Below are 14,830 nucleotides of genomic sequence, written 5' to 3' on the forward strand. Positions count from 1 at the left end.
TCCCCGCCAGGGTTCAAAGGTATGGACGCCGCCCTACTGGGCCAGCGCTGTTACATCGATCACCGCATCGGCTTCGGCGATCAGCTCGGGCGTCTGCGAGATGAAGAACTCCCGCCCATAACCGCCCTGCTTCAACACCTCCCGCTTCATCCTCATGAACTGCACCTTGCGTTGCGGATCCAGTGGGCCATCCGACTCGTCGCTGAACAGCGACTGGTACGGCTGGCTCGCGTTCCCCGCGATATACAACGCAATGCCGCGCGTCAGACACTCGTTGATCCAGACCTTCTGACCGCCGGACATCACTCCGACGGACTTGCTGCTGTCGCTATCGGCGTCGTGCACGAGGATTTCGAAGCCCTCACGTAGCTCGCCGTTCGCAAGCGCCCGCTGTGTCTGGATCTCGACCGTGAACCGCGTGCCGTAGCATGCAAGCAGCAGATCGTTCACCGTCTTCGTCAGGGCGGGACCCGCATCGTCGATCGTCAAGGCAATCACGCCGTCGTTGCCGAGGGCTTTCGCCACCAGCTTCCAGTGCGCGATCTCGTCCGAGAGGCGCGCCGCCAGCGCCTGCGTTGCCGCAAGGCCGCCGAGTTCAGTTTCCAGCGAACCGAGCTCGGTTTCGCGTGTCGCCTGACTGCGGATCAACGCTTCGATCCGCGCGTCGAGCGCCGTACCTGCCTCGCGGCGTGCTGCAATCTGCCGGTCCACATCAGCGATTGCCTGCGTGACGTCTACAGCCCCGAGACGAGCTATTTCCGTCTCGATCCCGCGCGACAGCACAGTCAGCCGGCCCAATTCCGTCTCACGACGTTTCTGGGCTTCGCTGTCTTCGATATCGAGGGCGCCAAGCTCAGCCCGCGCTGTGACGAGCCCCGCATCTGCCGCATCCAGCAACGGCTTGCGAGCGGCCAGGTCCGTCGCACGCTGTAACGCCTGTCGTGCCGCCGTAATGCCGGCGTTCACCTGCTGAAGTTCAGCGCGCTTCGCGGACAGCAATGCGATCGCCGGCGCGAGCCCATCCCGTTCGTCTCTCTGCGCCTTGTAGCGGGTGCGGAGGTCCTTCAGGGAAACGGTCTGAACGTGCGCCTGTTGTGCGGCATTCCGCGCTTGCGCGAGCAACGGACACGTCGCGTGAATCTCCATCCCGGCGCACGGCACCGACTCAACGACAGCCGCTTGCCCCTGCAGGTTCTTCAGCAACTCGGCCTTGGTCGCGCCTTCCGATTCCAGACCGGTCATCGCAGACTGAAGCGTCGCCAGCCGAAGCTGCTTCGCATCCATGTCGGCGATGGCCTGCTGCAATGGCCCAATCTGCGCTTCCAGTTGTGAGAGGCGAATTTGCGCTTCGTCCCTCGCGGCAGAGGCACCGAGAATGGCATTGCGTTGCTTCACCACCGCTTCGTGGCCCGCCATCGTTGTGCGGATTGCGGCGCGGCGTTGCGCGAAACGTTGCCGATCCGCTGCCGTCTCCCGTTCGATGCCCTGCACGGACGTGGCCAGCTCGTTGCGCCGTACGCCGAGTTCGCGCAGTCGTGCTTCGACACCGGCGTTCTCGCCGTGCTTTGCCACGAGCGTTGCCCGCTGCTGTGTCAGCCCGGCGAGTGCGGTTTGCACCGACTCACGGTCAGCACGCGCGGCAGCAATCGCCACGGCATCCGCCTCAATCGACTTGCGCATCTGGTCGACACGCTCGCGCTTACCGGCAAATGCCACGACGTCTTGCTGTACGGCATCCAGACGCCTGGTAAGTAGTTTGGCGACGTCGGCCGCCTTCCCGGCCAGCGCACGTAGGTGGTCGATCTTGAGCAACTCGGCGAGCAGCGTCTTGATCTCGCTCGCGCCGTAGGACGCGAGCGGCCGCCGGTTCTGTGCGGAAAACACGCTGGTAAAAAACGATTCCAGCGAGCCGCAGATCGCTTCGACACAACGGTCGTAGGTCTCGCCCTTACCGTCCGAAACCGTGCCGTCCGGCAACGTCACCGGGCGCCACTCCCCATCCATCGAGCGATAGAACAGGAAGTAGTCCGCCTTGCCGGCTTTACCCGGTTTGCGAAACGCGAAGGTCGAGCGATAACGGATACCGTCGTGCTCCCACTCGAATTCCTTGCGCGCATGGACACCACAGATGTGATCCCAATAGGAAAACGCATCGACGGACAGCTTCGATGCGCGCGACGGCATGATCCGGTACGGATGCAGGTTATCCATGATCGTCGTTTTCCCGGCGCCGTTCGGGCCGGTCAACGCGATCAGCCCGCGCGGCAAGGATTCGAGATCGAGTTCCACGCTGTCGCGCTTCATTCCGTCTCGCACCCCATAGAACCCCTCGAGAACCAGTCTCAGCGGACGCATGATTCGACCTCCGAGAGCGGAATTTCATGCAGGTATTCCGATGGCAGGAACGGAATGTCCTCGTCGTCGATCGGCAGAATCGGCTCCGGTCGGATCACCTTGGTGCCAAGCGTGCCTGCCACGCCTTGCCGGGCCGTGTCGCAAAGCTGCGCGAACGATGCGGAGGCCTGCTTGATCAGTCCATCCCAGTCAGTACAGCCGGTCAGGATCTGGAGCTCGCGCGCCGACCACTGACTGGCGTACCCCGAATTGAACGACCAAAGCAGGTTCTGCATCTGGACGTCGGGCACCACAGCGACTTCCGGGGCATCGACGTCGGTCGAATGCACGAGCACGAGGAAACTTTCACGCTGCGCAATCGTGACGCCGCGGCCGGAGCCGAACGGCTGATGGAACAGCGCGGCCGTGCATCCGCCGTGGTCGACGAGACACTTCTGCAACGTCTTGGCGTCGTTCGACGCGGCAAACTGCTGGACCCAACGGGCGCCGGCGGGATAAAGGCCAAACATGGACACACTCCTCTGAAATGGACGGAGTGCGCCCGGTAGGGATCGCTCCCCGCCAGGGTAGATAAGAAAATGGATGCAGCGGTGCTGCGATCGATGCGCCAACGGCGCGGGGTGAACCTCGTTTCGATAGCCACGGTGGCTATCGGAACACGGCTGTGCTCAATGTTCGGCGTCGTGCTGACCGTCGAGACAGGCAGCGCTCAGGCCGCGAACAGATCATCGTTAAGCCATGACAACGACGGCTTCGATTCAGGCTCCGGCGTAGCTTCGATACTGGCGGCGGCCAGCGGGACGATGTTCGTCGTACCGCCGGGAATCTCCGGCACCTCCGTCGAATCGCCAACCTGCGCAATTCGATCAAGCACCGATGCCGCGATCGCTTCCGCGTCACCCGTCTCGAGCAGCTGCAGCCGCTCTAGAAGCGGGTCGGGATCGACCGACGTGAGCTCGCACCAGCGGGCGACCTTCGCATCGACCGTCACCACCTTGCTGATCCCCTCCGCGCGGCTTCTCATCACCGGCAGGATGCGCGGCTCGAGCTTCAAGCCGGCGGCCGACGCAAACATCGATTCGATGGCATTCCGGTCAACCAGCTGCTTGTGCTCCTCGTCGATCTGCCAGCGAACCCGGACGAACTTCCCGGCCGAATCCGCTGCGAGCGCCGCAAGCTGTGCCTCGTCGGGCGGACCGTCGAACGCAACGCATACCATCTCGCGCGAGGGCGTCGTCACCAGCTCGGCACGTGCTTCTGCCGCCAGAACATCCCATAACAGGTAACCTTTGTCGCCTTCTTCGCCATAGTGGAATCGCCCAATCGAGCCGGGATATCCGACCGCGCGCCCCTCGCGCAACCAGATCTGGTGCTTATGGATGTGACCCAGCATGAACGCAGCGCACTGCGCGTCGAACAGCGTGCCGAGGCTGAATTCGTGATCGAATCCCGCCATCGTCACCCCATGTTCGGTCGTGCAGCCGGCCACCGTGCCGTGCGAGACACCAATGGTCGGCACGCCGATCGCGCGCAAGCGGGCGTTATTCCTGCCCGCTGCCGCAAGGTACGTTCCGAGCACGTCAGGCAGTTCCGTCGACGCGGACATCGCACCGACCTTCAGTGCGAGATCAGCTTTGTTCATCGTCGGCAGACAGGTGAAAACCGCGTCCGGACAGAGTCCGTCGAAGTCAAGCATCTCCGCGTCGTCAAACACGGGACCGTCGGACGTCCGGAACTGCCTGCCAATCAGCGCAACCTGACCAATCCGATCTGCAACGAACACGGGATACCGCGCGCCCATCAACGCAAAGTTGTCGAGCGTGCCGGGCGGCTCATGCGAGAACGTACCCTGCAACATGATGACGGGCATCGCTTCGGCCAACCGGTGCACCTGTGTCGCAAGCGCATGCAGCGACGGGGCGTGGGCGTCGAGGCGATGATCGGTCGAGTCGCCCGAGATCACCGCCACGCGCGCGCCGCGCGAGATCGAATCGTCGACTGCGAACGAGAAACAGCGGTCGGCCTCGTCCAGATTCTCCGGCGAGTAATGCAGGTCAGAAAAATGGGCGATCTTCATCGCTGCCTCCAAAGTAAAAATGGCCGCCTCGCGGCAGCCGACAATTGATGAAACCGCCACGCGGCGAAAGAGAATTACTGCGGATACAGGACATCGCGCACCCGCATCAGCGTCTTGCCGAGCAGGTTCAGGCCTTGCCAGTTCGATGGGTCCGCGAGGCGCGGATCGGTCTCGCCGAGTCCAACACCCCAGATCCGATCGTACGGACTTGCCTCGACCAACACGCTAGAACCGGTATCTCGCAGAACTGCCGCGAGTTCCGCGTTTTGCCGGAATTTTTCCCGGCAGCCAACGAACATGATCGATTCGCGACAGCGTTCCCAGGTGGCGTTATCGAAACCGCGAACAGCACGTCCGAGCCGCTTCTGCTCGCGCGGCGATGACGCGACGAGAATCTTCGAAGCGGTGTCGTGATCCTCGAACAGCATCGCCTTCGCATACATCATGAATTGTTCGGTGCTCGTGAAAGCCACCTCGTGATAGCTGAAATGGCACGGGTGCCAATTGCTCAGCACGTCTGCGGCGCCGAAAAACGCCGTGATGTCGCCTATTCGGCGCATGAACTCCTCCGAAATGAATAGTCAAGAGATGGCCGCTTGCGCGGACGGTTTCGATGCGTGAATGACGCGGTCGAAAAGCACTTGAGCAAAGGGCTTTGCTGAAATGCTCTCGCAGTTGCTTGAAATAGGACCGCCAGCCCCGAAGGGCTGGCTAATGGGGAATGCGGCTATCCGCGATTGAACGACTCGACGGCTTCGCCGATCTCGCGATCGAGAACGTCCGGCGCATCGAGGGCACCGGTCAGCCGTCCGATCATCTTGTCGACGTCTGCGGGCCGTTCGGTCCAGCCGCGGCCGAACCTGACGTGTCCGTAGACACGAAACTGCTCGCGGCGCGCGTCTGCGTTCAGACGAAGACGCTGCAGCAGATCCTGTAGGCGATGCCGCTTCTCTTCGATTGGCTCAGCGCCTAGGTCATCATGCTCGTGACCCTGAGTGTCGCCGGACGCCTGCTCGCCGCTTTCATCAGTCGGACGCAGGGGAATTACCGTCCCGCCTGCACCGAGCAGTGCGGCCGCACCTTGGGCGACCTCGATCGCCGGCGCAGCTTCATCCGCACCGTCCAGCAGCGCCCCGATGTCGATATCCGCGTCGAGAACCGTCAACATCTGAGGCTGACGCACGGCCTCGCCGTTCTCGTTGATCCGCGTAATATCGAATTCCCGCTTCGAGAGCCAGAAGCGTGTGCCCGTGAGCCTGCCGCGCGCCAACTGCACCGTCTGCATGGCGGCGTAGGCCTTCTGCAGCACGTAGATCGAGTTCGTCGGAAGCTCGATCAAGCCGAGCCCTTTGATGTCGGGCACCGCGAACACGAAATGCGCGGAGAGATTGCACTGCCGGCTCTGGTACTGCGGGCATTGCTCGGGATCGCACACGCCGTCCGGGATCGCGTCGTCCTGCCGGAAGATCACATCCCGACCGCCGAAATGGCGCGTGGCTCGCTGGGCACGTGGATCGCGCTCGACCTTCGCGTAGGTCTTGCAGTACCGGATGCCGTCGGGACCATACTGCGAGAAGAACTTCCGGCCAGTGGTGCCCCACGCGGCCATTTCGTTCGGCAGGTTTTGCATCCAGTCGTTGAAGGCGAACAACACCGGGAAACGGTACAACCGCACGCCCTGGCCGCGATCCTCGCCGTAGAGCTTGAGAATCTCGTCGGCCACGTCAGGGTTGTTGAAGTCCGACCGGCGACACGTGAAGTAGTCGACATTCTTCGGCGCCAGTGCGTTGCGCAGCTGGCAGCGCGATTCGATCGCTTTGCCGATCGTCTCGAATGAGTCACCGGCGGCGACCATCGTTTCGTACAGCCTGACCGCCTCCGGATTGGTGCGGGCCTTGGACGTCAGCACCTTGATACCGGGCCGGATACGCCCAATCACCGGTGGGCGCATCGCACGCTCTTCGACCAGGCTGCGCACAGGGCCGCCCAGCATAGGGACAACAGCGTTCATGAAGGTTTCCTCGCAAGAAAGTAAATCGCCTGAGTGCGCATCGCGCTCGCTGACTGCTCGAGCGTGCTGGCGGCCGCCTCTCCGCGGCGTTCGGCGATATGGGAAAGAAAGATGCGGCGGTCGGAATCGCTGTACATCGCGACCTGAGCCACCTCGCACCGCTCGCGCCAGGCTGGCGACGCGGTATCGGCAGTTGCGCGCTCGTGCGCGATCGTGTTGCTGATCACGTTGGCGATGCGTGCGTCGAGACGGTTGGGAAGCATGTGAACCTCCGGGACAGGAACAAAACGACGAAAAAAAAGCGCGTCCCTCGGCAAGAGGAACGCGCTTTTCGGATTCGTGGAAATGACCCAAGCGCCACGTCCCTTCCGGGGACGTGGCGCTCAGGGAGCCGGTTGGCTCATATCGAGGACGTTAGGTCGTCCTCGCGCGGCATGGTCACGCCGCGCAACAGCCCATTTTCGGAAATACCACTCCGCCGCAGGATCACGGCTCAGTCGACTACGATCGTTCTACCCAGACTCTGGTCTGGAGAGAGACACCCGATGTCCGGACTCGAACGATGTCGCGGCGCAAATACATGCGGCCGGCGACGAGTTTTATGACTGAAAGATGGGAAGTGCTGGCTAGGCACTCATCAGCAGAAGATTCCACACCAGTTGCCCGCTGGTCGGAGCATGCCCATTGGCACGGCTTGTACAGAAGATGGACTTCGGGTTAGGAAGTCTAGGTCGATGCGTCGTTGACGCGAGAAGTAGAGTCAGTATTGCGGAAATTTGCGACCGCAAAGGGTGGAAAGCTCACGAAAAGAGGCCCGCTTTTGCCCGAATTGTTAAATCGGGTTAACCCAAAATCATCGATGAGAGAGACCACCCGAAAACATCATGTCCGCCGTTCTCGAAACACCGCACGACCCGCAGCGGGACGCGCCGCTGCTCGTACCATCGAACGACTCGCTGTCCCCGTCGTCAACGGGACTCAAGCCGATCCAGCGTCTGACGAGCGACAGCCGCATCGATCGAATCATCCCGGATACCGATGCCGTCACTGTGCTGCGCTACAGCTCGCAGTTCGCCCGCAATTTCATTCGCGGCGACTACAACTTCTGCGCGTCGAAAATCACCGTCGCGCGCGGGGGGAAAACGCATGCACTCGAGTCCGCGCTGCGCGAAACCTCGGACTGGCTGCGCAAGGCGCTGGTGTGGGTCGAAAAGCACGAGGCCCGGACGATTGCTTTCCCCGCCGAGCATATTGAACTGAAGGTCACGCGGCCGCTCGCCGGTCTTCTGGTCCGTTGCCTCACCCAATACGACAAGCTCTTTGTGGCGACGATGGAAGCCGTGCTCGCCGAAAAAATCACGGCGCAGGATCGGGCCACCATCCTCGCGAACGCCGAAGGGCGGATCAAGCACATCTCGCTCGTGTGTGTGCCCGACAACGATCGATACCAGGCAGACGGGACACTGCGCGATTGAAGGTTCATCGTCCGATGAACTTGACACGCTGCAGGAATGACTACGCTGACGACTACGTGCCCGGGTGCGATACACGGGCCGGTCTCGCGCGTCGACCGCGCACGCGTGGGCAATCTCGCAATCTCGTATAAGGGTTCCCAACCCAAGACGCCTTCACATGCGGAGAACCATGGACATCCGAGAAATTCAGGCACTGCACGCGAAATACGCCGCGCAACCGGTCGTGATCGACATCAACGGCCATGTCGAAGCCATGCCGGCACTCCCGGCCCCCGAGGGAAATCGCAGCCGGATCGCACTGCCCCGCCTCGGCCGACTCAAACGGCTGGTCAGGCCCATCGCCATTGCGGTGGCCGCCGCGGCGCTCGCCGCCGGCGGCGGTGTGAGCGCCGCCAAGTTGTGGCGGGCTCTGCGCGCACCATCGCACGCCGAGCTGACGCACGAAGCCACGCCGGCAGCTTCCCGCCCCGTGCCGGCCGCATCTTCCGCGCTCACCAGCGCTCATCCCCTGACGGCGGCCGACTTCGCTGGCTCGGCCAGCGCACCAACAAGTACGCTGGCGAGCGTCGATCCGCGCACGTTGACCTCCCGTCAGGATCCGCCACCCAGCAATCCATCGGCACGAGCGCAGGTCGCCCCGAGCGACCTGGACAACGCCGCGGCCGCACCGATTCGCGCGCCGCGGACCGCTGCGCCCGCCGTCGCTTCCGCAACAACGGAACCGGCACCGCCACCGGCTGCCCCGCCGAAGGCCGCTCCCCGGCATATCCGCCGCAGTACCGCGCGGCCGCACGCTGCTCCGGCAGAAAATGCCGAACCCGCCACGCCGGCGCCTGCGGCCAAAGCGCCTGCGGCATCCAAGTCCGCCGACGTCCAACTCTTCTAACGAGGCGACCATGAAACCTAAAACCATCAATGTGACGCTGCTGGCCGCCGGCCTGGTCGTTCAGGGCGATCTGATTCTCGATCACGGGATGAGCACGTTCGCGCTCGTGAGCGGCAGCATCGTCTCGACGGCCGGCCTCCTGCATATCGGACAAGGCGGGATAATCAAGGGGAAGGTGCAAGGCGAGATCGTACGCATCGACGGCGTGGTGGAAGGCGATGTACATGCCCGCGACATGCTCGAGATCAACGGCGTGGTGAAGGGCAACGTCTACTACTGCGGCACGATCCGGCTTGGGCCGCACGCCGCGCTCAACGGTCAGCTCAAACGCGTCCCGCGCGAACTGGTCATCGAAGCGCCGGCGACCGTTTCCCAGATCACCGAGACAACCAATACTGACGCCCTCCCGACGACATGAAAAAGCCCAAAAGAAGCATCTCCAACATCCTCCAGCACAGCGCTGTGCTGACGATCGCGATCATCTCGTTGACCGCTTCGTTCAACCTTGCTGGGAGTGGCATCGCACCACTGACGGGAGCGCCGGACAACCCCACGAGCAGAGCGATCGAGCACATCGTCGACGCTCTTTCTCATTGGTTGGCCCACGACGACGATGGCGTCGCAAATATCGTGTTACTGCAAGCGCCTATAGCACTCGTGACCTATCTCTTGGTCGTCGCTCTCCCGCTGGCCGTCGGTTTCGGGGTCATCGAATGCTGGCTGCTCGCGCAACCGGACTCACGCAGCGCACCCGAAGATGGCCAGTAAAGTCGACTTATCGCTATTTCCCTGCCCAAGGAAACCCAGTTGAAAACTACAATCCTAGCAATTGCAGTGATGTTGTCCGCAACTCAAGCGAACGCCGGTACCGATACCTCCCCCGCTATCGACATCACCTGGGTAAAGGAAGGACAAACCCTCGTTCGCGGCACGCATCGTTTCGTCAACACGTCCGGCGGCCTCGTTCCGTTTATGGCGACGTCCCAGCAACAGTTCCCCTACTCCACGTGCACGCTTGAAGGCAACACCCCGAGCTACCAGGCGAAGCAACTGGCCGTCGGCCGTATGCTCCTTTTGAAGCCACAGCGAACATCGCGCGGCACCATCTACTTGGACATTCAGGCCGAAGACACCGAGGTGCGGACCGTCAAATCCACGGACAATGGCTCGTGCACTTCCTTTGCCCCTGTAATTGGTGGCCTACCGCTCACCACCTTGTCAGTGGAACTGCCCGAAAGTGGCCCACTTACCGTTTCCTTCCCGGACGGCCACTACTCCTTGACGTTGAGGGTGGGAGGGGACCCGATGTAACCACACGGTGCTCGGCCCTGGATCCATCATTGCCCGGCCGCACCAAGCGGCCGTTTTTATTCGACCCCGGACTCGATCACGAACCGCGAAACAGCGTTCTTCTGGATCGACGTGATGACGAGCGTATCCCGCGCGCGCGTCATCGCCACATAGAAAAGCCGGCGCTCCTCGGATTCCGGGCTCTTGTCGTCCGGAACGACGCCCTCTTCCGCACGGCTGATCCACACGTGATCCCACTCCAGGCCTTTGGAGCCGTGCATCGTCGTGAGCACCAATACACCGTCGCCGGGCTTGTTGTTATCCCGCTGCAGGAACTCGATGCGCTTGGTAAACGGGCCGTTCAGGCGGCTGATCACGTCGTAGGTGCATTGGAGCGCACGGACGGCCGCGTCCCCTTTCGCGTAGCCGATCATCCATTCGAACACGCCCTCGAGCGCAAGCGAGTGGAATTCCCGCTCGCAGAGCGACTGCCATTCGGCCAGACGCTTCATGAAGGCTCGATACGCGGTTGCCGTATCCTCGGCCAGACCTAGAGCGACCAACTCCTGCTTCTGGCGTTGAATGAACTCGGCGCCCATGTCCTGATGGAGCGCGCGCAGGTCATGCGAACTGATCCCCATGTATCCGAGCACCGCGTCGACTCCGTTCTGCTTTCGACCTTCGACGATCTGGAGGAGATTGCACATCACTGCCGCTTGCGGCCGGTTGAGCACCGAACCGCCGGATGCTCGGTAGTACGGCACGCCGTGCGACCGGCAGACCGATTCGATTGGATCGAGGTTGCGGTTGGTGCGCGCGAGAATCGCACACGTGCGGCCTGCTGCCAGTTGCGCCTGCAGCCCCTCGATTGCGGCAACGGCATCTCCGTATTCGTCCTCGAAGCGCTGCGACGACACTGCGCCGCCGGCGCCGCGGTCCGCGTGCAGTACCTTCGGAATTCGGTCGACGTTGTTGCAAATCACCCGATCGGCCGCGGACAAGATCTCCGAGCGGCAACGGTAATTGCTGCCGAGCACGATCTTCTGCGCGTCGAACGTCCCGGAGAAGGTCTCCATGCCTCGGACGCCCAGGGCCGAGCGGAAACCGTAGATGCTTTGGTCGTCATCACCGACCACGGTGACGTGCGCGCCGGCGCGCGCGTGCAGCTCGACCCACCTATACTGAAGCGGATCCGTGTCCTGAAACTCGTCGACGAGCAGATCCGTGAAGCGATATGGACGGATATCGCCGCTTTCCATGCCGGCCACGGCCAGCCGCAGCATGTCCTGGAAATCGATCTTACCGTTGCGCTCGAGCGCCTCCTGATACGCGGCATAGAGCTTCGCTTCTGACGATCCCGGCTCAGACCGACCAAAGTTCGTCTTGATCCGCTCGATGATCGGCACGGCTTCCTCGACCTTCCATTCGAAGCCGAGCTCCGCGATCACGCGACCCAGCATGCCGAACCGATCGCCGTCGGACGCTATATCGTGGCGTGCACGGCCGGGCTGACCGATCTGCCTGAACGCCAGTGAATGGAACGTCCCGGCGATCAGCCGCCGTTTCGCGTCCGGCACGGCGATCGACAGGATCCGCTCGCGCAGTTCGACGGCCGCGTCCTTACTGAACGTCACCGCACCCACCACTGCGGCCGGATCCTCCAGGAGGCGCGCGGCCTTGGTCGCGATCGTCTTGGTTTTCCCCGCGCCCGGACACGCGATCGCGACGCAATGGCGGCGCAGGAGTGCCACCTCGCGCTGTTGGGGGTTCAGCTCGTCGAGCATGGCACTCACCGCGCCCCCTTATCGACCGCGAACGGTCGTCATCAGGCGCAGGTGCGTCATGTAGCCCCGCACGCCGATCGGATGGAACTTGCGCAGGAATCGCGACGTTTCCTCGTCGGCGTCCGACTGATCACGCACGCCGTTCCAGACCAGAAAATCGAAGTGGTCCATCACCTGATCGTACTTCAGCATCACGGTGAGCAACCGCATCGAGAAACGCGAATACGCCTCGACCGTGATGTCCAAGGACGGTTTCGTCACCGTCGGCGAGAAGACGATGTCGCCGCGTTCGCGCATCTCGGTCTCAGTGCGCTCCCGAAAACCGTGCGCCACTTCCAGCTGTTCATTGACGTACGTTTCGAGGTCATTCAGCTGCTTATCAAAAAAGTTCGTCACCGTCTCCTGATCGTCCGCGCCGAACGTCGTCCGGCCAAACCGCTGCATGTTGATGCTCATCCGATTCAGATACGGCCACCATTGCTCAAACAACGGCTTGAGCCGCGTGTGCTTCAGTCGGACGTCAGTCGACACGACCGCCGCGCCGGACAGTTGCTTATTCATCAGCTCACGGCCGATTTCGCGGCGGCGCTGAATGATGCGGACCCGCTCGGTCGGCGGTAGCTCGCGGAACAGCTTGCGCGTGCGCGCGACCTGCTCGCGCTTCTCGTCTGCCTCGGCGGCACTGATCATGCCCTCCCGCTGCAGCGTGGCCGCGTCCGATTCCATCTGCGCCAGCTCGTTTTCGAGCTCGACGTCGTCCGCACCGTCGGTCGTCGGGCGCCCGGCCGGGTCGATGGACGTGTTTTCGGTTCCGTTGGCGGTCGCAGTCAGGACCGGCACGTCCGTCGGATACTCTGCCGTCTTCTCTCGTGCCGCGTCATCGAGGACGTGCGTCTCGTTGTCAATCGTGGTCATCGTGGTCCTTTGGATGGTGAGTAACCGCACGCGCGGCATGCGTCTATTCTTGCGAGGTGGCGGGCCAGAATCGGCCCGAAACATGAACGATTTCTGCACGCTTTCGGCCGAGGTCGACGCGAAGTCAATCCAAACTATCCAACGTCTCAAATGAAAATGCCCCTCAACCGGTTGAGGGGCATTTGGCGGAAAGCTCCACAAATTCGTATCGCTTTCGGTTCTATTTCGTCGTGGCCTCCCACGCGTGTGGGCGAAAAACTGTCTTACCCGCACGAACCGAGCCAATCACCAACGTGTGACCCACGTCCGCCGTGTGAGGAATAATTCGAAACGGTGCTACTGGCCTCATCTCCGAAACCGTCCACGATGGGACGCCGGCGGCGACACAAACGTCTATCGGCGCGTACTCGCTATCGGTACCGACCTGGACAAATGAGAGATCGCTCGGAAGCACTTCCTCGGAATCGGCGCTCGAGACGCCGTCAATTCGGTCGATGAACGCGCGCGCATCAGGCTCGTCGACAAACGTCCGAGCAGTTTGCTTGGCCTTCACATGGGCCAAGATATCGCCCGACTCATGGGAAAAGAATGCCCAACCGAAGAAGCCGTTGTAGTCGAGTAACGTCCCTCTCGACGTCGAATGAATGATGACTCGCATTGTTCTCCTTTTCGAGGAACGTTTTTACTGGTAGGACGATGCCGCCTTCCAGAGCAGCACACCGAGACACCCAGCGATCGCGATCCAGTACGGTGCCAGTAACGGAATCGGCGCGATCAACACCGAGAACGCGACGCCGAACACCAGCAGAATGCCGTGCCCCGCCAGGTGGAACGAAACCGGACTTACGTAGCCAGCAGCAGCAGCCCGGATCTTCCGACGCACTGTCCCGTCGATGAACATGGCAATGCAGAAGGCCAACGTACCGAATAGCCAAAGCTTCATGATGGTGAGCCGGTAGACCACGCGATAAACCAGCCGCCAGAAATTGTGAACCCACGTGCTGGCCAGATTGGTCATCCCGCCGTCATCTGCTTCCGAACCGCGCGTGGTTTCGAGCGATGCCGCCACCACCCCGGTGTCCACGAAGTACCGCCTGAACAACCGGTTGGTGGTCGCCACGGCCTGATCCGCCCGATCCTCGCCGATCGTAGCCACCACCGAACGAGTTTCCGCCTCCGGAATCTCGAACAAGGATCGATTTGGCACGACCGGCATGATCGCGACGGCCACCAGTGGCACGAAGAAGAACCAGACCTTCACATGCCGGACAAACCGGCTATCCGCCATGGCTTCCTCCGATCAGCGCCAGCAGGGGCGCCATCGCCCGACAAGCCAGGTAGGCGGGAAACGCGACAAGACCAAACAACCCCACGTAGAAGTGAAGTGGGCGGCGATCGACGAACAGCGCGAGCGCATAGGCCATCGCGTTGCGCCCGCGAGCGAACTCGGCCGGTACCGGCGCGCTCGCATCATCCTGGGCAGACGCGGTCGACATCACACGGCGCGCGACGTCGTCATCAACCCTGGCCAGCGTCCGAATCAGAAAACGTGTGAGCGACATCGTAGCCCTCGAAGTAGAGTCGGAAATTCTCGCCTGTCAGCGCACGCGCGGCGAGCTGGAATGCGGCCGAGCGCTGGCTGATGTTCTCCGGGCAGCGTTCGTCGACGACCTCGGTCGGCAGATGTGCATGGCGTGCCTCGAACACCGTGACCGGCTCGAACATCGGTGACCACACATGGCAGCGCTCGCCGTCGCGCGCAACGTAGCGTCGGGCATAGAGCAGGTGCGCCGACGCAAACATGCCCTGCATGAACGCAACGTGCGGATCGCCGGTCTTTCGTACGCGCCTGACCCCATCGAGTCCCTCCGTGAGCATCTCCTTGACGAGCGGGCCGGACTTGCCGATGAATTTCTCACCGATGAAGTCGGCCACGCGCGTGCACGCGAGCTCCAGTTCCGGCGCCGGCGTGAACACTGGGATCAGGCGGGCCGAAAGCTTATGGTCGCGGATGATTTTTTTGAAGACGACAGACAT

17 protein-coding genes are annotated in these 14,830 nt (G+C 62.2%); 5 read left to right on the forward strand and 12 right to left on the reverse strand.

Annotated elements, in window-relative coordinates:
* Window positions 1-33: 33 nt before the first annotated feature.
* The 6 genes from FFS49_RS29345 to FFS49_RS29370 form a co-directional block, all read right to left on the reverse strand.
* Window positions 34-2,355, reverse strand: a complete 2,322-nt coding sequence (locus FFS49_RS29345; protein ID WP_060091320.1) for a hypothetical protein — start codon at window positions 2,353-2,355, stop codon at window positions 34-36.
* Complete coding sequence (locus FFS49_RS29350) at window positions 2,343-2,864, reverse strand: hypothetical protein (protein ID WP_060091322.1); 522 nt, start codon at window positions 2,862-2,864, stop codon at window positions 2,343-2,345. The genes FFS49_RS29345 and FFS49_RS29350 overlap by 13 nt, the downstream gene beginning before the upstream one ends.
* 200 nt (window positions 2,865-3,064) lie before the next feature.
* Entirely contained in the window at window positions 3,065-4,432 is a 1,368-nt protein-coding gene (locus FFS49_RS29355) for a DNA repair exonuclease (protein ID WP_060091324.1), read from the reverse strand.
* A gap of 74 nt (window positions 4,433-4,506) precedes the next feature.
* Window positions 4,507-4,992 carry an NADAR family protein gene (locus FFS49_RS29360; RefSeq protein ID WP_060091325.1) on the reverse strand — a complete coding sequence of 162 codons (486 nt, stop codon included), beginning with the start codon at window positions 4,990-4,992 and terminating at the stop codon, window positions 4,507-4,509.
* A 167-nt stretch (window positions 4,993-5,159) separates the two neighbouring features.
* The gene (locus tag FFS49_RS29365; RefSeq protein ID WP_060091328.1) at window positions 5,160-6,443 is read right to left on the reverse strand and encodes a hypothetical protein; all 1,284 of its coding nucleotides are present in this window, start codon (window positions 6,441-6,443) and stop codon (window positions 5,160-5,162) included.
* Window positions 6,440-6,706 (reverse strand): hypothetical protein, encoded by a 267-nt coding sequence (locus tag FFS49_RS29370; RefSeq protein WP_060091331.1) that lies wholly within the window; start codon window positions 6,704-6,706, stop codon window positions 6,440-6,442. The genes FFS49_RS29365 and FFS49_RS29370 overlap by 4 nt, the downstream gene beginning before the upstream one ends.
* A gap of 621 nt (window positions 6,707-7,327) precedes the next feature.
* Here FFS49_RS29370 and FFS49_RS29375 point away from each other — a divergent pair.
* The 5 genes from FFS49_RS29375 (at window position 7,328) to FFS49_RS29395 (ending at window position 10,115) form a co-directional block, all read left to right on the forward strand.
* A complete protein-coding gene (locus FFS49_RS29375; RefSeq protein ID WP_060091332.1) occupies window positions 7,328-7,918 on the forward strand; it encodes a hypothetical protein in 591 nt (196 codons plus the stop codon).
* A gap of 169 nt (window positions 7,919-8,087) precedes the next feature.
* Window positions 8,088-8,804, forward strand: coding sequence for a hypothetical protein (locus FFS49_RS29380; RefSeq protein WP_081071025.1), 717 nt, complete (start codon window positions 8,088-8,090; stop codon window positions 8,802-8,804).
* Between the two features lie 10 nt (window positions 8,805-8,814).
* Window positions 8,815-9,222, forward strand: a complete 408-nt coding sequence (locus FFS49_RS29385; RefSeq protein WP_060091334.1) for a polymer-forming cytoskeletal protein — start codon at window positions 8,815-8,817, stop codon at window positions 9,220-9,222.
* Window positions 9,219-9,572 (forward strand): hypothetical protein, encoded by a 354-nt coding sequence (locus FFS49_RS29390; RefSeq protein WP_060091336.1) that lies wholly within the window; start codon window positions 9,219-9,221, stop codon window positions 9,570-9,572. The genes FFS49_RS29385 and FFS49_RS29390 overlap by 4 nt, the downstream gene beginning before the upstream one ends.
* 39 nt (window positions 9,573-9,611) lie before the next feature.
* Window positions 9,612-10,115: a type II and III secretion system protein gene (locus FFS49_RS29395; protein WP_137910123.1), complete on the forward strand. Its 504-nt coding sequence runs from the start codon at window positions 9,612-9,614 to the stop codon at window positions 10,113-10,115.
* Window positions 10,116-10,171: 56 nt separating this feature from the next.
* On the opposite strand, the gene FFS49_RS29400 is transcribed toward FFS49_RS29395, so the two are convergent.
* From FFS49_RS29400 to FFS49_RS29425, 6 genes are all read right to left on the reverse strand, one after another.
* Entirely contained in the window at window positions 10,172-11,878 is a 1,707-nt protein-coding gene (locus tag FFS49_RS29400; RefSeq protein WP_060091341.1) for an ATP-dependent helicase, read from the reverse strand.
* Window positions 11,879-11,896: 18 nt separating this feature from the next.
* Window positions 11,897-12,793 (reverse strand): hypothetical protein, encoded by an 897-nt coding sequence (locus FFS49_RS29405; protein WP_060091343.1) that lies wholly within the window; start codon window positions 12,791-12,793, stop codon window positions 11,897-11,899.
* A gap of 220 nt (window positions 12,794-13,013) precedes the next feature.
* On the reverse strand, window positions 13,014-13,451 hold the full coding sequence (locus FFS49_RS29410) for a hypothetical protein (protein WP_060091345.1): 438 nt from the start codon (window positions 13,449-13,451) through the stop codon (window positions 13,014-13,016).
* A gap of 24 nt (window positions 13,452-13,475) precedes the next feature.
* A complete protein-coding gene (locus FFS49_RS29415; RefSeq protein ID WP_060091347.1) occupies window positions 13,476-14,081 on the reverse strand; it encodes a DUF4400 domain-containing protein in 606 nt (201 codons plus the stop codon).
* The gene (locus FFS49_RS29420; protein WP_060091348.1) at window positions 14,071-14,355 is read right to left on the reverse strand and encodes a hypothetical protein; all 285 of its coding nucleotides are present in this window, start codon (window positions 14,353-14,355) and stop codon (window positions 14,071-14,073) included. The genes FFS49_RS29415 and FFS49_RS29420 overlap by 11 nt, the downstream gene beginning before the upstream one ends.
* Window positions 14,312-14,830 carry a hypothetical protein gene (locus tag FFS49_RS29425; RefSeq protein ID WP_060091395.1) on the reverse strand — a complete coding sequence of 173 codons (519 nt, stop codon included), beginning with the start codon at window positions 14,828-14,830 and terminating at the stop codon, window positions 14,312-14,314. The genes FFS49_RS29420 and FFS49_RS29425 overlap by 44 nt, the downstream gene beginning before the upstream one ends.

This window comes from Burkholderia sp. 4NA327C6, assembly GCF_005502655.1.
GTDB classification, from domain to species: domain Bacteria; phylum Pseudomonadota; class Gammaproteobacteria; order Burkholderiales; family Burkholderiaceae; genus Burkholderia; species Burkholderia contaminans.